Annotated in this window: 22 protein-coding genes; all 22 read right to left on the bottom strand. The window is 60.4% G+C overall.

What is annotated here, in order from left to right; all coding sequences use genetic code 11:
* Positions 1-58: 58 nt before the first annotated feature.
* The 22 genes from HNO86_RS13215 to mnmA all read right to left on the bottom strand — a co-directional run bounded on the left by HNO86_RS13215 (position 59) and on the right by mnmA (position 24269).
* Positions 59-436, bottom strand: a complete 378-nt coding sequence (locus HNO86_RS13215; RefSeq protein WP_175377391.1) for a type II toxin-antitoxin system VapC family toxin — start codon at positions 434-436, stop codon at positions 59-61.
* Positions 433-759: a type II toxin-antitoxin system Phd/YefM family antitoxin gene (locus tag HNO86_RS30275; RefSeq protein ID WP_372242529.1), complete on the bottom strand. Its 327-nt coding sequence runs from the start codon at positions 757-759 to the stop codon at positions 433-435. Before HNO86_RS30275 ends, HNO86_RS13215 begins: the two co-directional genes overlap by 4 nt.
* Positions 760-1071: 312 nt before the next feature.
* Positions 1072-2535, bottom strand: coding sequence for an NADH-quinone oxidoreductase subunit NuoN (nuoN, locus tag HNO86_RS13205; RefSeq protein ID WP_175377390.1), 1464 nt, complete (start codon positions 2533-2535; stop codon positions 1072-1074).
* A 7-nt stretch (positions 2536-2542) separates the two neighbouring features.
* The gene (gene nuoM / locus HNO86_RS13200; protein ID WP_175377389.1) at positions 2543-4075 is read right to left on the bottom strand and encodes an NADH-quinone oxidoreductase subunit M; all 1533 of its coding nucleotides are present in this window, start codon (positions 4073-4075) and stop codon (positions 2543-2545) included.
* Positions 4076-4114: 39 nt separating this feature from the next.
* Positions 4115-5968: an NADH-quinone oxidoreductase subunit L gene (gene nuoL, locus HNO86_RS13195; protein WP_175377388.1), complete on the bottom strand. Its 1854-nt coding sequence runs from the start codon at positions 5966-5968 to the stop codon at positions 4115-4117.
* Positions 5965-6273 carry an NADH-quinone oxidoreductase subunit NuoK gene (nuoK, locus tag HNO86_RS13190; protein ID WP_007946416.1) on the bottom strand — a complete coding sequence of 103 codons (309 nt, stop codon included), beginning with the start codon at positions 6271-6273 and terminating at the stop codon, positions 5965-5967. The genes nuoL and nuoK overlap by 4 nt, the downstream gene beginning before the upstream one ends.
* A gap of 2 nt (positions 6274-6275) precedes the next feature.
* On the bottom strand, positions 6276-6779 hold the full coding sequence (gene nuoJ / locus HNO86_RS13185) for an NADH-quinone oxidoreductase subunit J (protein WP_085718312.1): 504 nt from the start codon (positions 6777-6779) through the stop codon (positions 6276-6278).
* Positions 6780-6788: 9 nt separating this feature from the next.
* A complete protein-coding gene (gene nuoI, locus HNO86_RS13180) occupies positions 6789-7334 on the bottom strand; it encodes an NADH-quinone oxidoreductase subunit NuoI (protein ID WP_178131195.1) in 546 nt (181 codons plus the stop codon).
* Between the two features lie 12 nt (positions 7335-7346).
* Entirely contained in the window at positions 7347-8354 is a 1008-nt protein-coding gene (gene nuoH / locus HNO86_RS13175; RefSeq protein WP_110963740.1) for an NADH-quinone oxidoreductase subunit NuoH, read from the bottom strand.
* Positions 8351-11065 (bottom strand): NADH-quinone oxidoreductase subunit NuoG, encoded by a 2715-nt coding sequence (nuoG, locus tag HNO86_RS13170; protein ID WP_175377387.1) that lies wholly within the window; start codon positions 11063-11065, stop codon positions 8351-8353. The genes nuoH and nuoG overlap by 4 nt, the downstream gene beginning before the upstream one ends.
* Before the next feature lie 137 nt (positions 11066-11202).
* Positions 11203-12558, bottom strand: a complete 1356-nt coding sequence (gene nuoF, locus HNO86_RS13165) for an NADH-quinone oxidoreductase subunit NuoF (protein ID WP_175377386.1) — start codon at positions 12556-12558, stop codon at positions 11203-11205.
* Positions 12555-13052 (bottom strand): NADH-quinone oxidoreductase subunit NuoE, encoded by a 498-nt coding sequence (nuoE, locus tag HNO86_RS13160; RefSeq protein WP_008020715.1) that lies wholly within the window; start codon positions 13050-13052, stop codon positions 12555-12557. Before nuoE ends, nuoF begins: the two co-directional genes overlap by 4 nt.
* Before the next feature lie 2 nt (positions 13053-13054).
* Positions 13055-14839 carry an NADH-quinone oxidoreductase subunit C/D gene (nuoC, locus tag HNO86_RS13155; RefSeq protein WP_175377385.1) on the bottom strand — a complete coding sequence of 595 codons (1785 nt, stop codon included), beginning with the start codon at positions 14837-14839 and terminating at the stop codon, positions 13055-13057.
* Positions 14840-14911: 72 nt separating this feature from the next.
* Positions 14912-15586: an NADH-quinone oxidoreductase subunit B family protein gene (locus tag HNO86_RS13150; RefSeq protein WP_175377384.1), complete on the bottom strand. Its 675-nt coding sequence runs from the start codon at positions 15584-15586 to the stop codon at positions 14912-14914.
* Positions 15587-15596: 10 nt separating this feature from the next.
* Entirely contained in the window at positions 15597-16010 is a 414-nt protein-coding gene (locus tag HNO86_RS13145; RefSeq protein WP_077045930.1) for an NADH-quinone oxidoreductase subunit A, read from the bottom strand.
* 560 nt (positions 16011-16570) lie between these two features.
* A complete protein-coding gene (aceA, locus tag HNO86_RS13140) occupies positions 16571-17896 on the bottom strand; it encodes an isocitrate lyase (RefSeq protein ID WP_175377383.1) in 1326 nt (441 codons plus the stop codon).
* 475 nt (positions 17897-18371) lie between these two features.
* On the bottom strand, positions 18372-19130 hold the full coding sequence (locus tag HNO86_RS13135) for a secretin N-terminal domain-containing protein (RefSeq protein WP_175377382.1): 759 nt from the start codon (positions 19128-19130) through the stop codon (positions 18372-18374).
* Between the two features lie 212 nt (positions 19131-19342).
* Entirely contained in the window at positions 19343-19768 is a 426-nt protein-coding gene (locus tag HNO86_RS13130) for a GNAT family N-acetyltransferase (protein ID WP_175377381.1), read from the bottom strand.
* Positions 19761-20930 carry a cupin domain-containing protein gene (locus HNO86_RS13125; RefSeq protein WP_175377380.1) on the bottom strand — a complete coding sequence of 390 codons (1170 nt, stop codon included), beginning with the start codon at positions 20928-20930 and terminating at the stop codon, positions 19761-19763. The genes HNO86_RS13130 and HNO86_RS13125 overlap by 8 nt, the downstream gene beginning before the upstream one ends.
* Before the next feature lie 87 nt (positions 20931-21017).
* Positions 21018-22388, bottom strand: coding sequence for an adenylosuccinate lyase (purB, locus tag HNO86_RS13120; protein ID WP_175377379.1), 1371 nt, complete (start codon positions 22386-22388; stop codon positions 21018-21020).
* Positions 22389-22515: 127 nt separating this feature from the next.
* Positions 22516-23139 (bottom strand): high frequency lysogenization protein HflD, encoded by a 624-nt coding sequence (gene hflD / locus HNO86_RS13115; protein ID WP_110963730.1) that lies wholly within the window; start codon positions 23137-23139, stop codon positions 22516-22518.
* A complete protein-coding gene (gene mnmA / locus HNO86_RS13110; RefSeq protein WP_175377378.1) occupies positions 23136-24269 on the bottom strand; it encodes a tRNA 2-thiouridine(34) synthase MnmA in 1134 nt (377 codons plus the stop codon). Before mnmA ends, hflD begins: the two co-directional genes overlap by 4 nt.
* Positions 24270-24297 lie beyond the last annotated feature (28 nt).

Here is a 24297-nt window from a genome sequence, read left to right as displayed (position 1 = left end):
CTGTTGGACCTCAAAAATGCAAAACGGCACCCGAAGGTGCCGTATTGTTGGTTTTGCATTAAATCAATATCGCCAACGGTGTGTATCTGGTCATGATCGTGTCGGAAGTCAGAAGCTTCATGGGTTCCGTCATGGCGGTCGCCACGATGAGTCGGTCGAACGGATCTCGATGATGGGGTTCGAGATCCTTCACCGCGATGGCGTGCTCCGACGAAACCGGCAATTCAATGAATCCACTCTCGAGGCAGTATTGGCGAATTTCTTCCAGATCAACGCTGAGCTTCCCCAGGCCAACCTTGATCGCAATTTCCCAGAAGCTCGCGGCGCTGACATAGATTTCTGCGGCGTTGTTTATGAGCATTCGCGCTTTGTCAGATAACTTCTGATCGTCGGCCAAAGCCCAGAGCAGAACATGAGTATCCAGCAAGACCCTCAAGCGTGGTGCCCTTCGAAGGCATCCAGCAAGTCGTCCGGCAGGGCCGCATCGAAGTCATCGGCAAGGACGAGTTTGCCTTTCATCGCGCCGATTCGTTGCCCGCGTGGTCGCTCCACTGGAACCAGCCGGGCAAGTGGTCGGCCGTGTTTGGCGATCGTGATGATTTTTCCGGCGGCGGCGTCATCGACGAGTTTGGATAAATTGTTTTTGGCTTCGGCCAGCGGAACAATGATCATGATTTGCCTCCCGTATTCTGGACAAATATAGCCAGAATTTTTTTGACCTGCAAAGTCGCACTGGGCCTCGGAGCAAATGAGTGACATATGGGTAGTTTTGGCGTTATAGGGTCGCGTTGAAGTCGTTTGTTGGCGCTCTTCTGCCAAAGATTCGAGGCCGTCCATCAATTCATGGAAGATGTCGCGTTTCATCATTCCCTCTCCTTTTGGGGTACTCCATTCAGTAGCCACAAACGATAAACCCAATGTTCGATTTTCCGCTGTAGGACAAAACGGGGAATCTCGCATGACCTTTCGGGAATTGCAGAAGGAGGGCAGGGCAGCGGTAACAAATCCCACAAAAACAAAAACGGCACCCGAAGGTGCCGTTTCTGTTTACTGCCAAAAGTGCCTAGACGATCAACCCGCCAGACCCGATTGCTGAACCAGGTTCAGCAGCGGTTGTGGGTACAGGCCGAGGAAGAAGGCCAGGACCGCGATGGCCAGCAGCATCACGCCGCCTGCACGTTGTTCCCAGTGCAGTTGCGCATCGTGGCGACGCAGGTTCGGTTCGATCAGGTACAGGGTGACCATGACGCGCAGGTAGTAGAACACGCCGATGGCGCTGCCCAGTACCAGGGAGCCGACCAGCCACCATTGGTGCGACTCGACACCGGTGGCGATGATGTAGAACTTGCCGATGAAGCCCGCGGTCAGCGGGATACCGGCCAGGGACAGCATCATCACGGTCAGTACGGCGGTCAGGTACGGACGGCGCCAGAACAGGCCGCGGTATTCGTACAGGGCATCCGCGTCACGACCGTTGTACGGCGAGGACATCAGGGTGATCACGCCGAAGGCGCCGAGGCTGGTGATCACGTAGGTGACCAGGTACACGCCGATGGCTTCCACGGCCAGACCCTTGCTCGCCACCAGGGCGATCAGCAGGTAACCGAAGTGAGCGATGGACGAGTAACCCAGCAGACGCTTGAGGTTGCTCTGGGTCAGGGCCAGCAGGTTACCGAACAGGATCGACGCGATGGCGATGATGGTCAGTACGTTGCTCAGCACGCCGCTGCTCGCCGCTGGCGAGATCTGGAACAGACGCACCATCACCGCGAACACTGCCACCTTCGAGGCGGTTGCCAGGAACGCCGCCACCGGTGCCGGAGCACCTTCGTAGACGTCCGGAGTCCAGAGGTGGAACGGAACCAGCGACAGTTTGAACGCCAGGCCGATCAGCATCATGCCCAGGCCCAGTTGCGCCAGCGAACTCGGCATGCCGGTGGCCGCCAGGGCCTGGCCGATGCCGACGAAGCTCAGGGAGCCGGCGTCAGCGTAGAGCAGGGCCATACCGAACAGCAGGAACGCGGAACCGGCCGCCGACAGCACCATGTACTTGATGCCGGCTTCCAGCGAACGCTTGTTGAAGAAGGCGTAGGCCACCAGACCGTAGACCGGTACCGACAGCAGCTCCAGGCCGATGAACAATCCGGCCAGGTGTTGCGCGCTGACCAGAACCAGGCCACCGGCGGCGGCCATCAGGATCAGCAGGTACAGTTCTTCACGGTTGCCCGGGTAACCCGAACCGCCATCGCCGAGGTAGGCGTGGGCGAGGGTTACACAGGCGAGGGTGGCGACCAGGATCAGCGCCATGTACAGGCAGGCGAAGGTGTCGATCTGCAGCAATGGGGTCACGGCCAGTGGCGCGACTTTCAGGGCCGGCAGGATCGACAGCAAAGCCAGGTTCAGACCCGCCACCGACAGCAGGAAGGTCTGGGAGTGGTTGCGGCGCCAGGCGATAGCCAGCATCACCACGATGATCGTGGCGCTGGTGATCAACAATGGCGCAAGCGCAATAAAGTGTTGAATCGTGAATTCCATAGCGCTCTTACCGGGCCGAAGCGAGTTGAGTGAAGGCGGTGCCGAGCCATTGCTGCACGCCATGCATCGTAGCGGCAGAGGTATCGAGGAACGGTTGCGGGTAGACGCCGATGTAGATCAGCAGCGCTGCCAGACCGACCACCATGATCATTTCGCGACCGTCCATGCCATGCAGCACCGCGTCCGATTTGGCCGGACCGAAGTACGCACGGTGGATCATGATCAGCGAGTAGACCGAACCGAACACCAGGCCGGTGGTTGCGATCACGGTGACCCACGGAGCGAACGAGAAGGTGCCGATCAGGATCAGGAACTCGCCGACGAAGTTACCGGTACCCGGCAGACCCAGGGAAGCCGCCGCGAAGAACAGGCTGAGGGCCGGCAGGTAAGCGATCTTCGACCACAGGCCACCCATCTCACGCATGTCGCGGGTGTGGGTGCGTTCGTACAGCTGGCCACTCAGGATAAAGAGTGCCGCGGCCGACAGACCGTGAGCCAGCATCTGCATCACCGCGCCCTGCAGCGCCAGTTGGCTGCCGGAGTAGATGCCGATCAGTACGAAGCCCATGTGGGAAACGGACGAGAAGGCGATCAGACGCTTGATGTCGGTTTGTGCGAACGCCAGGAACGCACCGTAGAAGATCCCGATCAGACCCAGGGTCATGGCGATCGGCGCGAACTCGGCCGAAGCGTTCGGGAACAGCGGCAGGGCGAAACGCAGCAGACCGTAGGCAGCGGTTTTCAGCAAGATACCGGCCAGGTCCACGGAACCTGCGGTCGGCGCCTGGGCGTGAGCGTCAGGCAACCAGGAGTGGAACGGTACGACCGGCAGCTTGACCGCGAAGGCGATGAAGAAGCCGAGCATCAGGATGTACTCGGTGGTCGTCGACATCTTGGTTTTCAACAGATCGGCGTAGTTGAAGGTAATCACGCCGGTGTCGTTGAAGTTGACCAGTACCAGACCCAGGATCGCCACCAGCATGATCAGGCCGGAAGCCTGAGTGAAGATGAAGAACTTGGTTGCCGCGTAGATCCGGGTTTTCTTGCCGTCCGAAGAACTGTGACCCCAGAGCGCGATGAGGAAGTACATCGGCACCAGCATCATTTCCCAGAAGAAGAAGAACATGAACAGGTCGAGGGCGAGGAATACGCCGACGACACCGCCCAGGATCCACATCAGGTTCAGGTGGAAGAAGCCAACGTGACGTTGAATCTCTTTCCACGAGCAGAGTACCGAGAGGACACCCAGCAGACCGGTCAGCAGGATCATCAGCAGCGACAGGCCGTCGAGGGCCAGGTGCACGTTGATGCCGAAGCGCTGGATCCAGACGTGTTTGAATTCAATCACCCAGGTCGGATCGGCACCTGGTGCCGGAGCAAACGAATAGTCGCCATGGGCCCACAGCCAGAGGCCGAGGGCGAGTTCCAGGGACATGGTCAACAGCGCAATCCAGCGGGGGAGGGTGGCGCCGAAGCGCTCACCCAGCCAGCACAGCAGGCCGCCGATGAAGGGGATCAGGATTAGCCAAGGCAGAATCATGACGGGCTCAATTCCTTTCGCAAGTTCGCAAGGTTCATATCAGACCGCTACCAGCACGACGGCGCCAATTACCAGCACGGCACCAGCAGCCATCGAGGCGGCATACCAACGCAGTTGACCGGTCTCGGTACGGCTCAGGGCTGTGTGACCGCCTTTGGCCATGCGCGGGATCAGACCGATGGTCTGGTCGAGCGGGTCTTTGCGCAGGATGTGGCTGATCGCCAGGTATGGCTTGACGAACAGTTTGTCGTAGATCCAGTCGAAGCCCCAGGCAGCGAACCACCAGGCCGACAGGATACGGCCGATGCCGCTGTTGGCGACGGCGGTCACGAAGCGACGCTTGCCCAGGAACAGCAGGGCGGACAGCAGGATACCGGCCAGGGCGATGGCGCCCGAGGCGATTTCCAGGCTGTGCTTGGCTTCGCCGCCGGCATGGCCGACGCTCTCCGGCAGCACGCCGTGCAGTGGCGGAACGATCATGGCGCCGACGAAAGTCGACAGCACGATCAGCACCGACAGTGGCAGCCAGTGGGCAATGCCGTGACCGGCGTGGGCTTCGGTCTTCGCTTCACCGTGGAACGCGATGAAGATCAGGCGGAAGGTGTAGAGCGAGGTCATGAACGCGCCGACCAGACCTGCGTAGAGCAGACCGTGGTTACCGCTGGCAAACGCTTCCCAGAGGATTTCGTCCTTGGAGTAGAAGCCTGCGGTCACCAGTGGCAGGGCCGCCAGGGCCGCGCCGCCGACGATGAAGCTGGCGTAGGCCAGAGGCAGTTTCTTCCACAGGCCACCCATCTTGAAGATGTCCTGCTCGTGGTGGCAGGCAACGATCACCGCACCGGAAGCAAGGAACAGCAGGGCCTTGAAGAAGGCGTGGGTCATCAGGTGGAAGATCGCGCCGTCCCAGGCGCCAACGCCCAGGGCCAGGAACATGTAGCCGATCTGGCTCATGGTCGAGTAGGCGAGGATACGCTTGATGTCGGTCTGAACCAGGGCTGCGAAACCGGCCAGGACCAGGGTCACGCCACCAACGATGCCGACCAGGTGCAGGATCTCCGGCGCCAGGGTGAACAGGCCGTGGGTACGGGCGATCAGGTAGACACCGGCGGTCACCATGGTCGCGGCGTGGATCAGTGCCGAAACCGGGGTAGGACCGGCCATCGCGTCCGCCAGCCAGGTTTGCAGCGGCAGTTGCGCGGATTTACCGACGGCACCACCGAGCAGCATCAGGGTGGCCAGGACCATCCAGGTGTCGCCAGCCTGGAATTTCTGCGGTGCCAGCACCAGCAGTTCCTGAACGTTCAGCGTGCCCAGCTGGGCGAACAGAATGAACAGGCCGATGGCCATGAACACGTCACCGATACGGGTCACGATGAAGGCTTTGAGTGCGGCGTTACCGTTGTTGCGGTTGCTGTAGTAGAAACCGATCAACAGGTAGGAGCACAGGCCCACGCCTTCCCAGCCGAAGTACAGGAACAACAGGTTATCGCCCAGCACCAGGAACAGCATGCTGGCGATAAACAGGTTGGTGTAGGCGAAGAAACGCGAGTAACCGTTTTCACCGCGCATGTACCAGGACGCGAACAGGTGGATCAGGAAGCCAACACCAACCACCACACCGAGCATGGTCACGGACAGACCATCCAGGTACAGGGCGAAGTTCGGCGTGAAGCCTTCCACCGCCATCCACTGCCACAACACCTGGGTGTAGTGACCGCCTTGCGGCGGGGCGACGTTGAATTGCCAGATCACGTAAGCGGTCACGATCGCCGACAGGCCGATGGAGCCGACGCCGATCAGGGCCGCGAGGTTTTCCGAGATGCGTCCACGGGAGAACGACAGCAGCAGGAAACCGATCAGGGGGAATACGAAAGTCAGAAAGAGTAGGTTCATCCGCGCATCTCACTGGCAGCGTCGATATCGAGCGTGTGGAAGCGGCGATACAGCTGCAACAGGATCGCCAGGCCAATACTGGCCTCGGCGGCTGCAAGGCTGATCACCAGGATGAACATGATCTGTCCATCCGGCTGCGCCCAGCGGCTGCCGGCAACGATGAACGCCAGTGCGGAGGCATTCATCATGACCTCCAGGCTCATCAGCACGAAGAGAATGTTGCGGCGGACCATCAGGCCGACCAGACCGAGGCAGAACAGGATGCCGGCGACCGCCAGACCATGCTCCATAGGGATAGCAGGCATCGTCATTGCTCCTTGGCTTCGTTGCGGCCCAAGTGGAACGCCGTGACGGCTGCGGCGAGCAGCAGCATCGAGGCGAGTTCGACCACCAGCAGGTAAGGACCGAACAGGCTGATGCCCACGGCCTTGGCGTCTACGGTGGTGTGGCCGACGGCCTGACCGCTCTGGTGGGAGAACAGCACATACAGCAGTTCAACCAGCAGCAGCGCGGCGAGGGCGACCGGGCCGCCCCAGATACCGGGTTTGAGCCAGACGCGCTCCTGCTGAACCGAGGCCGGGCCCAGGTTCAGCATCATGACCACGAACACGAACAGCACCATGATGGCGCCAGCGTAGGCGATCACTTCCAGAACACCGGCAAACGGTGCGCCGAGGGCGAAGAACGTCATGGCCACGGCGATCAGCGAAATGATCAGGTAGAGCAGGGCGTGCACGGGGTTGGTGTTGGTGATCACGCGAAGCGTGGACACCACAGCGATACCCGATGCGAAATAGAAAGCGAATTCCATCTTTCTTCCTTAAGGCAGCAAGCTCTTCACGTTGATCGGTTCGGCTTCGTTCTGCGCGGTGCCTTTCGGCTTACCGGCAATCGCCATACCTGCAACGCGATAGAAGTTGTAATCAGGGTTTTTGCCGGGGCCGGAGATCAGCAGATCTTCTTTCTCGTAAACCAGGTCCTGACGTTTGAACTCGGCCATTTCGAAATCCGGCGTCAGCTGGATCGCGGTGGTCGGGCAGGCTTCCTCGCAGAGGCCGCAGAAAATGCAGCGCGAGAAGTTGATGCGGAAGAAGTCCGGGTACCAGCGACCGTCTTCGGTTTCAGCTTTCTGCAGCGAGATGCAACCGACCGGGCAAGCCACGGCGCACAGGTTGCAGGCTACGCAACGCTCTTCACCGTCGGGGTCGCGGGTCAGGACGATACGGCCACGGTAGCGCGGCGGCAGGTAGACCGGTTCTTCCGGGTACTGCAGCGTGTCGCGCTTGCGGAAGGCATGGCCGAAAATCATCACCAGGCTGCGAAGCTGGGTGTAGAGGCCATGCACGATGTCAAAAATGTACTTCATGATTCTCTATCCTCACTGAGCCGCGACGGCGGGCGTGTTGAGCAACACGATCGCAGCGGTCACCAGCATGTTGACGAGGGTCAGCGGCAGGCAGAACTTCCAGCTGAAATCCATCACTTGGTCATACCGTGGGCGCGGAATCGAGGCGCGCAGCAGGATGAACATCATGATGAAGAAACCGGTTTTCAGTGCGAACCAGATGAACGGGATCTGCGGCAGGATGCCGAACGGACCGTGCCAGCCACCGAAGAACAGGGTCACCAGCAGGGCGGAGATCAGCACGATGCCGATGTACTCGCCCACGAAGAACATGCCCCATTTCATGCCGGCGTATTCAATGTGGTAACCGTCGGCCAGTTCCTGTTCCGCTTCCGGCTGGTCGAACGGGTGACGGTGAGTCACGGCGACGCCGGCGATGAAGAAGGTCAGGAAACCGAAGATCTGCGGGATGATGAACCACAGGTGCTGAGCCTGGTAGTCGACGATGTCGCGCATGTTGAACGAGCCGACCTGGATCACGATGCCCATCAGCGACAGGCCCATGAACACTTCGTACGACACGGTCTGGGCCGAGGCACGCAAGCTGCCCAGCAGGGCGAACTTGTTGTTGCTCGACCAGCCGGCGAACAGCACCGCGTAGACCGACAGACCGGCCATGGCGAAGAAGAACAGGATACCGATGTTCAGATCCGCCACGCCCCAGGTCGGGGTGATCGGGATGATCGCGAAGGCAATCAGCAGGGCGCTCATGGCCACGACCGGTGCCAGGGTGAAGATCATCTTGTCGGCGAACGGCGGGGTCCAGTCTTCCTTGAAGAACATCTTGATCATGTCCGCGGCGATCTGGAACGCGCCGAACGGACCGACACGGTTCGGACCGTAACGGTCCTGCCAGAGGGCGAGCAGACGACGCTCGACCCAGCTGAGCAGGGCGCCGCAAATCACTACGGCGAGCAGAATCACCACGGCCTTGAGGACCGCGATGATGATGTCGATCACTTCAGGAGTGAACCAGGTCATTGAGCTGCCTCCTGCAGACCGTCAACGGATTTGCCAAAGATCGCAGGCGGGATGCCGGCGATGCCCGCAGGCAGTGCAACGAGACCTGCGCTCAGTTCTTCGTTGATACGCAGTGGCAGACGCAGGGTCTGGCCAGCCACGTTCAAGCTCAGCATGGCGCCGTCGTTGACACCCAGACGGTCGGCTTCGGACTTGGCCAGTGCAACGTAGGCGGCCGGAATGCGTTCCTGAACCGGAGCGGCTTTCGAAGAGTTCTCTTCACTGCCGAACAGGTGGAAGAACGGCACGACCTGCCAGGTACCCTGAGCCGGGTTGAACGGACGCGGAACGCTGGCGAACCAGTTCAGCGAGTCACCGGTGCTTTCGATCAGGCGGGTGCCCGGGTCGCCAGCGCGGATGTGACCACCGACTTCGTCCTGGAACTTGTTCCAGGCCTGCGGCGAGTTCCAGCCCGGAGACCAGGCGAACGGCACTTGCTGACGCGGTTCGGCCGAACCCGAGTAACCTTCCATGGAGAAGGCGAACGCGGTGTCCTTGTCCTGCGGGGTACGCGGTTCGTGCACGCTGATGTCGGCGCGCATGGCCGTACGACCGGAGTAACGCAGCGGTTCACGGGCCAGTTTCAGACCCTTGATACGGAACGCGGCGGACGGTGCGGCGTCGACGATGGCGGCCAGCTGTGGAGTGCTGGAAGCGACCGCGGCGGTGACGTGGTCCAGTTGGGTCCAGTCGATCGCCTGGTTCAGCAGGGTGGCGCGCAGGGCATGCAGCCAGCGCCAGCCTTCGTGGACCAGGATGCTGGCGTCCATGTATTGCGGGTCGAAGACCTGGAAGAAACGCTGGGCGCGGCCTTCCTGGCTGACCAGGGTGCCGTCGCCTTCAGCAAAGCTGGCGGCTGGCAGGACCAGGTGCGCGCGATCGCTGGTGGCAGTCTTCTGATGGTCGGCGACGATCAGCACTTTCGCAGCGTTCAGGGCTGCATCTACACGAGCCTTGTCGGTACGGGTGTACAGATCGTTTTCCAGAACGACGATGGCGTCAGCCTTGCCGTCGATGACCGCTTGCAGCGCGGCGTCGACCGATTCGCCACCGAGCATGGCCAGGCCGAGGCTGTTGGCCTCCGGCACGATCAGGCTGATGGAACCGTTCTTCTCGCGCAGTTTCAGGGCTTTGGCGATGTTGGCAGCAGCCTCGATCAGCGCTTTGGAGCCCAGGGAAGTACCGGCGATGATCAGCGGACGCTTGGCGGCGAGCAGAGACTCGGCGATGCGCTTGGCCAGTTCCAGGGCTTCGGCGTCCAGGCCTTCGACGGCAGGCGCGCTGGCGTCAAGGGCATGAGCCACGGCGAAACCGATGCGCGCCAGGTCGTCGGGAGCGGCGTGAACGCATTCTTCGGCGATGTCGTCGAGCTTGGTTTCAGCCAGGCTGGCGATGAACAGCGGGTTCAGCGCGTGCTGACCGATGTTCTTCACCGCGGCGTCGAGCCAAGGCTGAACGCGCATGGCGTCGGCCATGTCTTCGGCCTTGCCCTTGACCGACTGACGCAGGGCCAGGGCCATGCGCGCTGCAGTTTGGGTCAGGTCTTCACCGAGAACGAACACGGCGTCGTGATCTTCGATGTCGCGCATGTTCGGCACTGGCAGCGGGCTGTCTTTCAACACCTGCAGGACCAGACGGATACGTTCCAGTTCGGACGCTTCGATACCGGAGTAGAAGTGCTCGGCGCCGACCAGCTCGCGCAGCGCGTAGTTGCTTTCCAGGCTGGCGCGAGGCGATCCGATACCGACGATGTTGCGACCGCGCAGCAGGTCGGCGGCTTTATCCAGCGCTTCGTCCAGGCTCAGCTTGGCGCCGTTGGCCAGCAGTGGTTGACGTGGACGGTCGGTGCGGTTGACGTAGCCATAACCGAAACGGCCACGGTCGCACAGGAAGTACTGGTTCACCGAACCGTTGTAGCGGTTTTCGATGCGACGCAGTTCGCCGTAACGCTCGCCCGGGGAGATGTTGCAACCGCTGGAGCAGCCATGGCAGATGCTCGGCGAGAACTGCATGTCCCACTTGCGGTTGTAGCGCTCGGAGTGAGTCTTGTCGGTGAACACACCGGTCGGGCAGACCTCGGTGAGGTTGCCGGAGAACTCGCTTTCCAGGGTGCCGTCTTCAACGCGACCGAAGTACACGTTGTCGTGGGCGCCGTAGACGCCCAGGTCGGTGCCGCCGGCGTAGTCTTTATAGAAGCGCACGCAGCGGTAGCAAGCGATGCAGCGGTTCATTTCGTGGGAAATGAACGGGCCCAGTTGCTGGTTCTGGTGGGTACGCTTGGTGAAGCGGTAACGGCGCTCGTTGTGGCCGGTCATTACCGTCATGTCTTGCAGGTGGCAGTGACCGCCTTCTTCACAGACCGGGCAGTCGTGAGGGTGGTTGGTCATCAGCCATTCGACAACACTGGCGCGGAAGGCCTTGGATTCTTCATCGTCGATGGAGATCCAGGTGTTGTCGGTGGCAGGGGTCATGCAGGACATGACGATACGACCACGGGTGTCGTTCTCGTCGGTGTACTGCTTGACCGCGCACTGGCGGCAAGCGCCAACGCTGCCCAGGGCAGGGTGCCAGCAGAAATACGGAATATCGAGGCCTAGCGACAGACATGCCTGTAACAGGTTATCTGCCCCGTCGACTTCGAGCGCTTTGCCGTCTACGTGGATAGTGGCCATGGTTCAAAGTTCTTCGTTGGCCCGGTGTCAGCGGGCGTGGCTAATGGAATCTTGTTATCCGCGCGAATCAACACAGCCGGTAAAGGCGTCATCGCACGAAAAGCGAAGGGCACGGACCCTTCGCTTTTTTTAAGCGTTTACGCGCCGACTACGATCGGCTTTGCCAGAGGCGGGACGACGGCGCTTTCAGGCGCGATGCCGGCTTCGAACTCATGGCGGAAGTATTTGATTGCGCTGCCCAACGGCTCCACGGCGCCCGGTGCGTGAGCACAGAAGGTCTTGCCTGGGCCGAGGAAACCGACCAGACCCAGCAGGGTCTCGATGTCGCCGGCACGCCCTTGACCGTTCTCGATCGCCATCAGCAGCTTGACGCTCCATGGCAGGCCGTCACGGCATGGGGTGCAGAAGCCACAGGATTCGCGAGCGAAGAACTGCTCCATGTTGCGCAGCAGGGACACCATGTTGATGCTGTCATCCACCGCCATGGCCAGCCCGGTACCCATACGGGTGCCCACTTTGGCGATGCCGCCGGCGTACATTTGTGCATCCAGGTGCTCTGGCAACAGGAAGCCGGTACCGGCTCCGCCTGGTTGCCAGGCCTTGAGCTTGTAACCGTCGCGCATGCCGCCGGCGTAGTCTTCGAACAGCTCGCGAGCGGTCACGCCGAATGGTAGCTCCCACAGGCCAGGATTCTTGACCTTGCCGGAGAAGCCCATGAGCTTGGTGCCCATGTCTTCGCTGCCTTCGCGAGCCAACGATTTGTACCAGTCCACGCCGTCGGCAATGATCGCCGGCACGTTGCACAGGGTCTCGACGTTGTTCACGCAGGTCGGCTTGCCCCACACGCCAACGGCGGCAGGGAAGGGCGGCTTGGAGCGCGGGTTGGCGCGGCGGCCTTCGAGGGAGTTGATCAGTGCGGTTTCTTCACCGCAGATGTAACGCCCGGCGCCGGTGTGGACGAACAGTTCGAAATCGAAACCGCTGCCCAGGATGTTCTTGCCCAGAAGACCTGCTGCCTTGGCTTCTTCCACGGCACGGTTCAGGTGCTTGGCGGCGGTGGTGTACTCGCCGCGCAGGAAGATGTAGCCACGGTAGGTTTTCAGTGCGCGGGCACTGATCAGCATGCCTTCGATCAGCAGATGGGGCAGTTGCTCCATCAGCATGCGGTCTTTCCAGGTATTGGGTTCCATTTCGTCCGCGTTGCACAGCAGGTAGCGGATGTTGATGGATTCGTCTTTCGGCATCAGGCCCCACTTCACGCCAGTGGGGAAGCCTGCACCGCCGCGGCCTTTGAGGCCGGAGTCTTTCACGGTCTGGACGATGTCGTCCTGAGCCATGTCGGCGAAGGCCTTGCGTGCAGCGGCGTAACCGTTCTTGGCCTGGTACTCGTCGAGCCAGACGGCTTCGCCGTCGTCACGCAGACGCCAGGTGAGCGGGTGAGTCTCGGCCGAACGCTTGATGCGGTTGGCAGGACCGAAGGAAGTCAGGGTCATACGTAGCCCTCGAGCAGTTTGGCAACGCCTGCCGGCTGCACATCACCGAAAGTGTCGTCGTCGATCATCAACGCCGGCGCCTTGTCGCAGTTGCCGAGGCAGCAGACCGGCAGCAAGGTGAAACGACCGTCGGCGGTAGTCTGCCCCAGGCCGATGCCCAGCTTGCTCTGGATTTCGCTGACCACGGACTCGTGGCCGCCGATGTAGCAGACCATGCTGTCGCAGACGCGAATGATGTGGCGACCTACCGGTTGACGGAAGATCTGACTATAGAAGGTTGCAACGCCTTCGACGTCGCTGGCCGGGATGCCGAGGATTTCGCCGATGGCGTACAGGGCGCCATCCGGTACCCAGCCACGTTCCTTCTGGACGATCTTCAGGGCTTCGATGGACGCCGCGCGCGGGTCTTCATAGTGATGCAGCTCGTGCTCGATGGCCGAGCGCTCGGTTTCACTCAAGGTGAAACGGTCTGTCTGGATAAGCGTGCTGTTCATGCTTAGCGGTCCACGTCGGCCATAACGAAGTCGATACTACCCAGGTACGCGATCAAGTCCGCGACCATGCTGCCTTTGATCACCGAAGGGATCTGCTGCAGGTGGGCGAAGCTTGGGGTACGGATCCGGGTGCGGTAGCTCATGGTGCCGCCATCGCTCGTCAGGTAATAACTGTTGATGCCCTTGGTCGCTTCGATCATCTGGAAGGATTCGTTGGCCGGCATGACCGGGCCCCACGATACTTGCAGGAAGTGCGTGATCAGGGTTTCGATGTGCTGCAGCGTGCGCTCTTTGGGCGGCGGCGTGGTCAGCGGGTGATCCGCCTTGTACGGGCCTTCCGGCATGTTGCGCAGGCATTGGTCGATGATCCGGATGCTCTGGCGCATTTCTTCCACCCGCACGATGCAACGGTCGTAGGCATCGCCATTGGCGGCCAGCGGTACTTCGAATTCGAAGTTCTCGTAGCCCGAGTACGGACGCGCTTTACGCAGGTCGAAGTCGCAACCGGTGGAACGCAGACCGGCACCGGTGACACCCCATTCCAGGGCTTGCTTGGTGTTGTAGTCGGCGACGCCGATGGTACGGCCACGCAGGATGCTGTTGTCCAGAGCGGCCTTCTGGTATTCGTCCAGACGCTTTGGCATCCACTCGACGAAATCCTTGACCAGCTTTTCCCAGCCGCGCGGCAGGTCGTGGGCGACGCCACCGATGCGGTACCAGGCCGGGTGCAGACGGAAACCGGTGATCGCTTCGATCACGGTGTAGGCGCGCTGACGGTCGGTAAAGGTGAAGAACACCGGGGTCATGGCGCCGACGTCCTGGATGTAGGTACCCAGGAACAGCAGGTGACTGGTGATCCGGAAGAACTCGGCCATCATGATGCGGATGACGTCGACCTTTTCCGGCACCTTGATGCCGGCCAGCTTCTCGACCGAGAGCACGTACGGCAGGTTGTTCATCACGCCGCCGAGGTAGTCGATACGGTCGGTGTACGGGATGAAGCTGTGCCAGGACTGACGCTCGGCCATCTTCTCTGCACCACGGTGGTGGTAGCCGATGTCCGGAACGCAGTCGACGATCTCTTCACCGTCCAGCTGCAGGATGATACGGAATGCACCGTGCGCCGAAGGGTGGTTCGGACCCAGGTTGAGGAACATGTAGTCCTCGTTCGGGCCGGAACGCTTCATGCCCCAGTCTTCCGGCTTGAAGCGCGCGGACTCTTCCTCGAGCTGCTGCTTGGCCAGGTTCAGGGTGAACGGATCGAATTCGGTGGCGCGGGCAGGGAAGTCCTTGCGCAGCGGGTGACCTTCCCAGGTCGGCGGCATCATGATGCGCGACAGGTGCGGGTGACCTTTGAAGTCGATGCCGTACATGTCCCAGACTTCACGCTCGTACCAGTTGGCGTTCGGCCAGATGCTGGTGACGCTCGGCAAGCTGAGGTCGCTCTCGGACAAGGCGACCTTGATCATTACGTCACTATTACGCTCGATCGACATCAAGTGATAGAAGACGGAGAAATCGGCGCCGTTGGGCAGCCCTTGACGCTTGGTACGCAGACGCTCGTCCACACCGTGCAGGTCATAGAGCATGACGTACGGTTTTGGAAGGTTGCGCAGGAAGGTCAGGACTTCAACGAGTTTGGCGCGGGCAACCCAAAGCACCGGCATGCCGGTGCGGGTAGGCTGGGCGGTGAACGCCTCGGGGCCAAAACGATTGTTCAGTTCGACGACCACATCCTGGTCGTCTGCCTTGTAAGGCGGGATGTACAGAGCACTGCCTGTAGTCATGGTTATTTATCGCTTTCGGTCAACGTAAAGAATGAAGCCAGTTTTTCGTTTCTTTGAAACAGCGGAACTGGATCAGACTTCGTCGGGGCTGCGCAGGTTGGTGACCTGAATACGCTGTTCGCGGCGCTTTTCCTTTTCCGATGGCATGTCGGCGCGATAAACGCCTTGATCGCCAACGACCCAGGAAAGTGGGCGACGCTCCTGGCCAATCGACTCCTGCAACAGCATCAAGCCTTGCAGGAAAGCCTCAGGGCGGGGAGGGCAGCCAGGCACGTAAACGTCCACGGGCAGGAACTTGTCCACCCCCTGGACCACAGAGTAGATGTCGTACATGCCACCCGAGTTGGCGCACGAACCCATGGAGATAACCCACTTCGGTTCGAGCATCTGCTCGTAGAGACGCTGGATGATCGGCGCCATCTTGACGAAGCAGGTACCGGCGATAACCATGAAATCCGCCTGACGCGGTGATGCCCGGATAACTTCGGCGCCAAAGCGCGCGATGTCGTGGGGCGCCGTGAAGGCGGTGGTCATTTCCACGTAGCAGCACGAAAGACCGAAGTTATACGGCCACAGGGAGTTCTTGCGACCCCAGTTGATGGCGCCGCTAAGCACGTCTTCGAGCTTGCCCATGAAGATGTTTTTGTGGACTTGATCTTCTAACGGATCGGAAACGGTTTCCCGTTGGCCAATCGGATACTGCTCGTTAGGAGCATCGGGGTCGATCCTGGTGAGATTGTATTGCATTGCCAAAGCCTCATTGTTTCAGCTTCGCTTGCCGCTTGCGCCGAGCTTCCGGAGCCCAATCAAGGGCGCCCACTCGGAATAGGTAGACAAGACCTGCCAACAGAATTGCTATGAAAACGAGAGCTTCGACGAATCCGGTCCAGCCGCTTTCGCGGACGGACACAGACCATGCAAAGAGAAAGAGGGCTTCGATATCGAAGATCACGAAGAGCATCGCGACCAGATAGAATTTGGCAGAGAGCCGCAAGCGGGCGCCACCTGTAGGTAGCATGCCGGACTCGAACGGTTCGTTTTTGCTGCGGCCCCAGGCTTTTGACCCGAGGAGGCTGGATACACCCAGCATGAAGGCACAGAGGCCGATGACGCCTAGAAGGAAAATGGCAAAGCCCCAGTTGTGGGCCATGAGTCCTGTCGCTTCGGGCATGCTGGTAATCCTTAACAGAGAGCAAAGGTCTCTGAGCTTGAAAAGAAACAATGCAGTGACGATATGTCGCAGCAATCAATCCCGCTGATTTTATGGCTAAACACCCTGCAAGTAAAATTCCTATAGCGAAATTATTTATAGGAATAAGGACATCCCCAGCCCCCAAAACCCCTGTAGCCCTTGCGTTGCGGGCATTAGCCGATTTTTCGTCAATTATGTTTTGTAGGTAATGTAACGAACATGTTTTTATCTAAATGATAATTATTATTGTTTGAGGTGGTTTTTAAACTTTTTTATGTGAGGTGCTTGGGAAAGTTGGCTTATATGGGGCGTTACTGTAGGAGCTGACGAGTGAAACGAGGCTGCGATCTTTTGATTTTTCTTTTAAGCAAGATCAAAAGATCGCAGCCTCGTTTCACTCGTCAGCTCCTACAGGGTTTTGTGGTGTTTGTTGAATTTCAGGCAAAAAAACGCCCCGAACCAGTCGGGGCGTCAGATGTGCAGCGCTGCGGTTAGCTTTCTATCCAGTGCGCAACGGCCGTTGACTCAGATGAAGCGAATCAGTGGAACTGCTCTTCTTCAGTCGAACCGGTCAGCGCGGTTACCGAGGACGAGCCACCCTGGATCACGGTGGTCATGTCGTCGAAGTAGCCGGTGCCCACTTCCTGCTGGTGAGCCACGAAGGTGTAGCCCTTGGCGGCGTCGGCGAATTCCTGCTCTTGCAGTTTCACGTAGGCAGTCATGTCGTTGCGGGCGTAGTCGTGCGCCAGGTTGAACATGCTGTGCCACATGTTGTGAATGCCGGCCAGGGTGATGAACTGGTGCTTGTAGCCCATGGCGGACAGTTCGCGCTGGAACTTGGCGATGGTCGCGTCGTCCAGGTTTTTCTTCCAGTTGAAGGAAGGCGAGCAGTTGTACGACAGCAGTTGGTCCGGGTATTCCTTCTTGATCGCTTCGGCGAAGCGACGGGCTTCTTCCAGGTCCGGCTTGGCGGTTTCGCACCAGATCAAGTCGGCGTATGGAGCGTAAGCCAGGCCGCGGGCGATTGCCTGGTCCAGGCCGGCGCGTACTTTGTAGAAGCCTTCCTGGGTGCGCTCGCCAGTCACGAATGGCTGGTCGTACGGGTCGCAGTCGGAAGTCAGCAGGTCGGCGGCGTTGGCGTCGGTACGTGCCAGGATGATGGTCGGCGTGCCGGCAACGTCAGCGGCCAGACGGGCAGCGACCAGCTTCTGCACGGCTTCCTGGGTAGGAACCAGTACCTTGCCGCCCATGTGACCGCACTTCTTCACGGAAGCCAGTTGGTCTTCGAAGTGAACGCCGGCGGCGCCTGCTTCGATCATGCTCTTCATCAGCTCGTAGGCGTTCAGTACGCCGCCGAAACCGGCTTCGGCGTCAGCCACGATTGGCGCGAAGTAGTCGATGTAGCCTTCATCGCCCGGGTTCTTGCCGGCTTTCCACTGGATCTGGTCGGCACGACGGAACGAGTTGTTGATGCGCTTGACCACGGTTGGAACCGAGTCCACCGGGTACAGCGACTGGTCAGGGTACATCGATTCGGCGGAGTTGTTGTCCGCAGCCACTTGCCAGCCCGACAGGTAGATCGCCTGGATACCGGCTTTGACTTGTTGTACGGCCTGGCCGCCGGTCAGGGCGCCCATGCAGTTGACGAAATCTTTCTCAGGACGGAAGGCTGGCTTGGCACCCTGGGTAACCAGGTTCCACAGCTTCTCGGCGCCCATTTTTGCAAAGGTGTGCTCAGGTTGAACCGAGCCACGCAGGCGGACGACGTCAGCAGCGGAGTAGGTGCGTGTCACGCCTTTCCAGCGCGGGTTTTCAGCCCAGTCTTTTTCAAGGGCTGCAATTTGCTGTTCGCGTGTCAGTGCCATGGAGATAAACCTCGTCGCGTCTTTATGAAAAGTTGTTCTGCGGTGGAATATTCATGCGCTCGCTGACCAGAGACTCGGGTGGTCAGGTCGGTTCGGCGGGGATGGCGACGGGATGAACGATGGGCTCGAGGGGAAGTGAGCAGGTAAAGGCGAAAACTGCGGGCGCATTCGGGCGTCGTGGGCCTTGGTGCGAACATCAGTGTGGTGCCGGGTTACCTAAATTAGCTTCCGTCCCTCGGGACAACTTCGTTCCAGTCGGCAACCTCGTCAAACACACCTTATGGGCGGTACAGACACGAAGCGGTTCGCGGGGGTAGGTGCGAACATCGCCTCGAAGGCCCTTGCCAGGGCCTCTGATTAGCGGGAGCGAGGCCATCATGCCTTCGCTTTTTTGCCCCGTCAAACAATTTGTAGTGCTTTTTTTCAAGCACTACATCTTTGGTCTAATACGACTTGCCAGTCAGTTTTCGGTGTCTCAGTCCAAAGTATCGACTTTCACCCGCAGGGTCATGTCGTTGCGGCTTTGGGTCGAGTAGCTGCGGGCCAGGCCCTGTTTATCGGCCTGTGTCTGACCATTTACGCCGGCCAGGAGGATCCATTCACCCACGCGCCCGGTGACGGTTGTGTCGGTACTTTGGACGTTCACTACATCGGGACGTTCCTGGCTCATGCGGTCACGGTTGGTACTGATCGACAGATGGACGATCTCGCCGGTGACGCTGGCGGTGACGTAAAAACCCTGGGTGACGTTGCGGTATTCGGTCTCGCTGCGCAGGTCGCCGTAGGAGTCGGTCTGGGTGCTGGTCAGCGGTACGCTCTGGCCGATCTGGATCAGTGCCGGCATGCCGTCGGTGGCCTGGACCTGCTGGATGCCGCCGTCCCGGCTGTCGGTGCTGCGGTTGATGATGCGCACCTGCGGTTTGTTGCCGTTGATCGAGTAACCCTGGTCGCCCTGGACGTTGTTTTCGTTGGTGTCGACGGTGATCAGCAGGCGTTTTGGCGCAGTATCGAGTTGGCTGATCAGGGCTTTAAGTTCGTCGATCTTGCGCTGATCGGCGTTGACGATCAGCTGATTGCCATAGGCGCTGACCTGGCCGTCCTTGCCGATGAAATTCTGCGCCACGGGCAACATGTCGGCGCTGGTGTGGTAGTTCAGGGGCACGATTTCGGTGGCCGCCATGACCGAAAAACTGCAGGCCACCAGCAGCGTGGTGAGCAGGGTGCGTAGGGACATATCCGTTATCTCCGCGATGAAAGGTGTTGTAGAGCCGAGGGTATCCAGTTTGTCGGCGTCGCGTGGGGCTAATTGAATCGTAGACAGCAAAACGCCCCGGCATTGGCAAATGGCGGGGCGTTTTGTGGTGTTTCTGAGGCTCTCTTCGCGGGCAAGCCTCGCTCCTACAGGTCGTAGGAGCGAGGCTTGCCCGCGAAGGTGACGCCTCGGTCTCAAGCCGAATGACGAACCATATCGACATGAGGAATCCCGGCTTCCAGGAATTCCTCGCTGACCATGCTGAAACCCAGGCGCTCGTAGAACGCCGTGGCCTGGACCTGGGCGCTGAGCATTTGCTGCTTCAGCCCGCGCTTCTCGGCCTCGTCGATCACTGCGTGCATCAGCGCATCGCCGACTTTCAGGCCCCGCCAGTCCTTGAGCACCGACACCCGGCCGACGTGACCGTCAGGCAGCAGGCGGGCGGTGCCGATCGGGAAGTCGCCTTCGAGGGCGAGGAAATGCACGGCCGTCACGTCGTCGGCATCCCACTCCAGTTCTGGTGGAACGGATTGCTCGGCGACAAACACCGCTTCACGAATGCGCCGGATCTCGGCGTTGTCCTTTTGCCAGTCTGCGACACGTACGCGAATCTTATTCATCGGCAAACCCCAGGCTTCCTTGCTTGACCAGTTCACACAGCAGGCCGCGGCCATCTTCGTCGCTCAGCCAGGCGCCGAGGTTGTCGACGTGCAGGGCGTCGGCGGCACAGATCAGCTTCAGCAGCTCGCGCAGTTTGCCCGGCAGATAACGGCTCTGGCCGCTGGCGAACAGCAGCAGGTCGTCATCCACTTCCGACCAGGCCAGGCGCGCACTCGGGTTGCGGATCAGCACGGCGCCATCTTCCAGGGCGCTGAGGAAGTCGTCTTCTTCGACTTCTTCCGGACCGACCACCAGTTCCGGGTAGCGCGGTTCGGTCATGAACTGGCCGAACCAGGTCAGCAGCAGGCGCTCGTCGCTCATGTGCTCGGCCAGCAGGCTCTTCAGGCGATCGAGGGCGTCGCGCTGGATCTGGTGCGGGTCGGACACCGGCTGGGCGTCGGCATCGGTATAGCGCTCTTCGTCCGACAGGAACTGGCTGAGGAAGTCGGTGAAGTGAGTCAGCACTTCCGAAGCGCTCGGTGCACGGAAGCCTACGGAGTAGGTCAGGCAGTCGTCCACGGCAACGCCCCAGTGCGCCAGGCGTGGCGGCAGGTAGAGCATGTCGCCCGGTTCCAGCACCCACTCATCGGTGCCTTCGAATTCGGCGAGGATGCGCAGGTCGGCGTGTTGCAGCAGCGGGCTTTCGGTGTTGCACATCTGGCCGATTTTCCAGCTGCGCTTGCCGTGGCCTTGCAGCAGGAACACGTCGTAGTTGTCGAAGTGCGGACCGACGCTGCCGCCCGGTGCGGCGTAGCTGATCATCACGTCATCGATGCGCCAGCTCGGCAGGAAGCGGAAGTTTTCCAGCAGTTCGCTGACTTCCGGCACGAACTGGTCGACCGCCTGCACCAGCAGGGTCCACTCGCGCTCCGGCAGTTTGCTGAACTCGTCTTCGGCGAACGGGCCGCGACGCAATTCCCATGGACGCTCGCCGTTCTCGATGACCAAACGCGATTCGACTTCTTCTTCCAGGGCCAGGCCGGCGAGTTCGTCGGCATCGATCGGGCTTTCGAAATCAGGAATCGCCTGACGGATCAGCAGCGGTTTTTTCTGCCAGTAGTCGCGCAGGAACTCCCGTGCCGTGATGCCGCCCAGAAGTTGAAGAGGGATGTCAGGATTCATGTGTAACCTATTGAAAAAATGCGCTTTTCATACGGGAATAAAAACGCCCGGCGCGGCCGGGCGTCTTTTGAATGGTCCAGCGGTGGATCAGATGCGTTTGGCTTGCGCCACGGCGTTGCCGATGTAGCTGGCCGGAGTGAGCAGTTTCAGCTCGGCCTTGGCGGCTTCAGGCATTTCGAGACCGTCGATGAAAGTCTGCAGCGCTTCAGGGCTGATGCCCTTGCCGCGAGTCAGTTCTTTCAACTTCTCGTACGGGTTCTCGATGTTGTAGCGGCGCATCACGGTCTGGATCGGCTCGGCCAGAACTTCCCAGCAAGCGTCCAGATCTTCGGCGATCTTTTGTGCGTTGAGCTCCAGCTTGCTGATGCCTTTGAGGCTGGCTTCGTAAGCGATCACGCTGTGGGCGAAGCCGACACCGAGGTTACGCAGTACGGTGGAGTCGGTCAGGTCGCGCTGCCAGCGGGAGATTGGCAGCTTGCTCGCCAGGTGCTGGAACAGTGCGTTGGCGATGCCCAGGTTGCCTTCGGAGTTTTCGAAGTCGATCGGGTTGACCTTGTGCGGCATGGTCGAGGAACCGATTTCGCCAGCGATGGTGCGCTGTTTGAAATAACCCAGGGAGATGTAGCCCCAGATGTCGCGGTCGAAGTCGATCAGGATGGTGTTGAAGCGGGCGATCGCGTCGAACAGCTCGGCAATGTAGTCGTGCGGCTCGATCTGCGTGGTGTACGGGTTGAAGCCCAGGCCCAGCTCGTCTTCGATGAAGGCGCGGGCGTTGGCTTCCCAGTCGATTTCCGGGTAGGCCGACAGGTGAGCGTTGTAGTTGCCCACGGCACCGTTGATCTTGCCCAGCAGCGGAACGGCGGCGACCTGAGCGATCTGGCGCTCCAGACGGTAGACCACGTTGGCCAGTTCCTTGCCCAGGGTGGTCGGCGAAGCCGGTTGACCGTGGGTGCGCGACAGCATTGGCACGTCAGCGAAACGCTGGGCCAGTTCGCGGATGGCGTTGGCGGTCTGGCGCATCAGCGGCAGCATCACGTCATCACGGCCTTCGCGCAGCATCAGGGCGTGGGACAGGTTGTTGATGTCCTCGCTGGTGCAGGCAAAGTGGATGAATTCGCTGACCTTGGCCAGTTCCGGCAGCTTGGCCGCCTGCTCTTTGAGCAGGTATTCGATGGCTTTGACGTCGTGGTTGGTGGTGCGCTCGATCTCTTTGACGCGCTCGGCGTGCTCCAGAGAGAAGTTTTCCGCCAGGGCGTTGAGCACAGCGTTGGCTTCGGCGGAGAACGCCGGCACTTCGCTGATGGCAGGGTGAGCGGCCAGGCGCTGGAGCCAGCGCACTTCAACCAGGACGCGGGCACGGATCAGGCCGTACTCGCTGAAAATTGGGCGCAGGGCCTGGGTTTTGCCGGCGTAGCGGCCGTCAACAGGGGAAACCGCAGTGAGCGAAGAGAGCTGCATGGGGTGTTCTCGGACAGTCGGGCAACGAAATGGGGCGCGTATCATACATGAAAAAATCCGCAGGTCCGTTGCCAACTGACCAGCGTATTACGCGTTACAGACTACAAAACGGTGTCGCCGATGCGTTTCAGCTGCTGCGCATCAGTGGATAAAGCTCTTTGAGCAATTTGCGCCGGCTGATCACCAGCTGCCAGCGATGGCCGCCCAGTTGGCGCCACAGGCGTGCCGAGCGGATGCCGGCCAGCAACAGGGCGCGGATCTTCGAGGCGTTGCTCGGCTGCTGCAGGTTGCGCATGTCGCCGTGGACCTGGATGCGTTGGCGCAGGGTGCTCAGGGTGTCCTGATACAGCGCGCCGCAGGCGGCAACGACGTTTTCGTGGGCCGGGCCGAAATGATCGACCTGGGACTGAATCTGCGGCAGGCGCTTGCCGATGATGTCGAGCATGTCGTCGCGCTTGGCCAGTTGCCGCTCAAGGCCAAGCATCGACAGTGCGTAACGCAACGGTTCGCGCTGCAGGGCGCTCGGGTCGCGTTCGAGGGCGCCGATCAGGGCGCGGTAGCCCTCGCGCAGATTGATGTCGTCGCCGCCGTAGACCTCAAGAGTGTCCTTGGGGTCGCGGATCAGCAGGCTGCCGAGCATGCAGGTCAGGCCGGCCTCGTTGGTCTGGCCGGTCTTGGCGATCCTGTCCACCAGCACCGCGGCGAGAAACACGCCGCCCAGTGCTGTCAGTTGCTCCTGAATCGGGCTCATTGCTGTGCGCCCTTGCTGGTCCATGGTTCCGCCACTTCGATCACGCCGCCGCCCAGGCAGATTTCACCGTCGTAGAACACCACGGATTGGCCTGGGGTCACTGCGCGTTGCGGGTCATCGAATGTTGCGCGATAGCCGGTAGCGGTTTTTTCCAGGGTGCAGGGCTGGTCGCTCTGGCGATAGCGGACCTTGGCGGTCAACCGGCGCGGCTGGCTCAGGTCGATCGGATTGACCCAATAGATGTCCGAGGCGAGCAGGGCACGGGAGAACAGATACGGGTGATCGTTGCCCTGGCCAACGATCAGTTCGTTGTGTTCCAGGTCCTTGATCAGGACGTACCACGGCTCGTCACCGGCGTCCTTCAGTCCGCCGATACCCAGGCCCTGACGCTGGCCGATGGTGTGGTACATCAGGCCGTGGTGACGGCCGATGACTTCGCCTTCGGTGGTTTTGATTTCGCCCGGTTGTGCCGGCAGGTATTGCTTGAGGAAGTCGGTGAAACGACGCTCGCCGATGAAGCAGATCCCGGTGGAATCCTTCTTCTTGGCGGTCGCCAGTTCGTATTTCTCGGCAATCGCACGCACTTCGGGCTTTTCCAGTTCGCCGACCGGGAACAGGGTCTTGGCGATCTGTTCGCCGCCGACGGCGTGCAGGAAGTAGCTCTGGTCCTTGTTCGGGTCCAGACCCTTGAGCAGTTCGGTGCGGCCATCGATGTCGCGGCGGCGCACGTAGTGACCGGTGGCGATCAGGTCGGCGCCCAGCATCATGGCGTAGTCGAGGAACGCCTTGAACTTGATCTCGCGGTTGCACAGGATGTCCGGGTTCGGCGTGCGACCGGCCTTGTACTCCTCCAGGAAGTGCTCGAACACGTTGTCCCAGTACTCGGCGGCGAAGTTGGCGGTGTGCAGCTTGATGCCGATCTTGTCGCACACGGCCTGCGCGTCCGCCAGGTCATCCATGGCGGTGCAGTATTCGGTTCCGTCGTCTTCTTCCCAGTTCTTCATGAACAGGCCTTCCACCTCGTAACCCTGCTCGATCAGCAGGAGAGCGGAAACGGAAGAGTCCACGCCGCCGGACATGCCGACAATGACGCGCTTCTTTTGTGTATCAGAAGGGGCTGGATCACGCATAGGAATTCAATGAGTGTCTTGAAAAAGG

It is taken from the genome of Pseudomonas sp. C1C7 (assembly GCF_013359595.1).
In the GTDB taxonomy this organism is placed as follows: domain Bacteria; phylum Pseudomonadota; class Gammaproteobacteria; order Pseudomonadales; family Pseudomonadaceae; genus Aquipseudomonas.
Note: the sequence above shows the minus strand (reverse complement) of the source record. Positions and strands in the feature narration are given on the sequence as shown.

What these genes read in the sequence shown, in the direction of transcription:
- HNO86_RS30275 (WP_372242529.1), bottom strand. Translation starts at nt 759, where the DNA reads ATGTCACTCATTTGCTCCGAGGCCCAGTGCGACTTTGCAGGTCAAAAA.
- nuoN (WP_175377390.1), bottom strand. Translation starts at nt 2,535, where the DNA reads ATGGAATTCACGATTCAACACTTTATTGCGCTTGCGCCATTGTTGATC.
- nuoM (WP_175377389.1), bottom strand. Translation starts at nt 4,075, where the DNA reads ATGATTCTGCCTTGGCTAATCCTGATCCCCTTCATCGGCGGCCTGCTG.
- nuoL (WP_175377388.1), bottom strand. Translation starts at nt 5,968, where the DNA reads ATGAACCTACTCTTTCTGACTTTCGTATTCCCCCTGATCGGTTTCCTG.
- nuoK (WP_007946416.1), bottom strand. Translation starts at nt 6,273, where the DNA reads ATGCCTGCTATCCCTATGGAGCATGGTCTGGCGGTCGCCGGCATCCTG.
- nuoJ (WP_085718312.1), bottom strand. Translation starts at nt 6,779, where the DNA reads ATGGAATTCGCTTTCTATTTCGCATCGGGTATCGCTGTGGTGTCCACG.
- nuoI (WP_178131195.1), bottom strand. Translation starts at nt 7,334, where the DNA reads ATGAAGTACATTTTTGACATCGTGCATGGCCTCTACACCCAGCTTCGC.
- nuoH (WP_110963740.1), bottom strand. Translation starts at nt 8,354, where the DNA reads ATGACCTGGTTCACTCCTGAAGTGATCGACATCATCATCGCGGTCCTC.
- nuoG (WP_175377387.1), bottom strand. Translation starts at nt 11,065, where the DNA reads ATGGCCACTATCCACGTAGACGGCAAAGCGCTCGAAGTCGACGGGGCA.
- nuoF (WP_175377386.1), bottom strand. Translation starts at nt 12,558, where the DNA reads ATGACCCTGACTTCCTTCGGTCCTGCCAACCGCATCAAGCGTTCGGCC.
- nuoE (WP_008020715.1), bottom strand. Translation starts at nt 13,052, where the DNA reads ATGAACAGCACGCTTATCCAGACAGACCGTTTCACCTTGAGTGAAACC.
- nuoC (WP_175377385.1), bottom strand. Translation starts at nt 14,839, where the DNA reads ATGACTACAGGCAGTGCTCTGTACATCCCGCCTTACAAGGCAGACGAC.
- HNO86_RS13150 (WP_175377384.1), bottom strand. Translation starts at nt 15,586, where the DNA reads ATGCAATACAATCTCACCAGGATCGACCCCGATGCTCCTAACGAGCAG.
- HNO86_RS13145 (WP_077045930.1), bottom strand. Translation starts at nt 16,010, where the DNA reads ATGCCCGAAGCGACAGGACTCATGGCCCACAACTGGGGCTTTGCCATT.
- aceA (WP_175377383.1), bottom strand. Translation starts at nt 17,896, where the DNA reads ATGGCACTGACACGCGAACAGCAAATTGCAGCCCTTGAAAAAGACTGG.
- HNO86_RS13135 (WP_175377382.1), bottom strand. Translation starts at nt 19,130, where the DNA reads ATGTCCCTACGCACCCTGCTCACCACGCTGCTGGTGGCCTGCAGTTTT.
- HNO86_RS13130 (WP_175377381.1), bottom strand. Translation starts at nt 19,768, where the DNA reads ATGAATAAGATTCGCGTACGTGTCGCAGACTGGCAAAAGGACAACGCC.
- HNO86_RS13125 (WP_175377380.1), bottom strand. Translation starts at nt 20,930, where the DNA reads ATGAATCCTGACATCCCTCTTCAACTTCTGGGCGGCATCACGGCACGG.
- purB (WP_175377379.1), bottom strand. Translation starts at nt 22,388, where the DNA reads ATGCAGCTCTCTTCGCTCACTGCGGTTTCCCCTGTTGACGGCCGCTAC.
- hflD (WP_110963730.1), bottom strand. Translation starts at nt 23,139, where the DNA reads ATGAGCCCGATTCAGGAGCAACTGACAGCACTGGGCGGCGTGTTTCTC.
- mnmA (WP_175377378.1), bottom strand. Translation starts at nt 24,269, where the DNA reads ATGCGTGATCCAGCCCCTTCTGATACACAAAAGAAGCGCGTCATTGTC.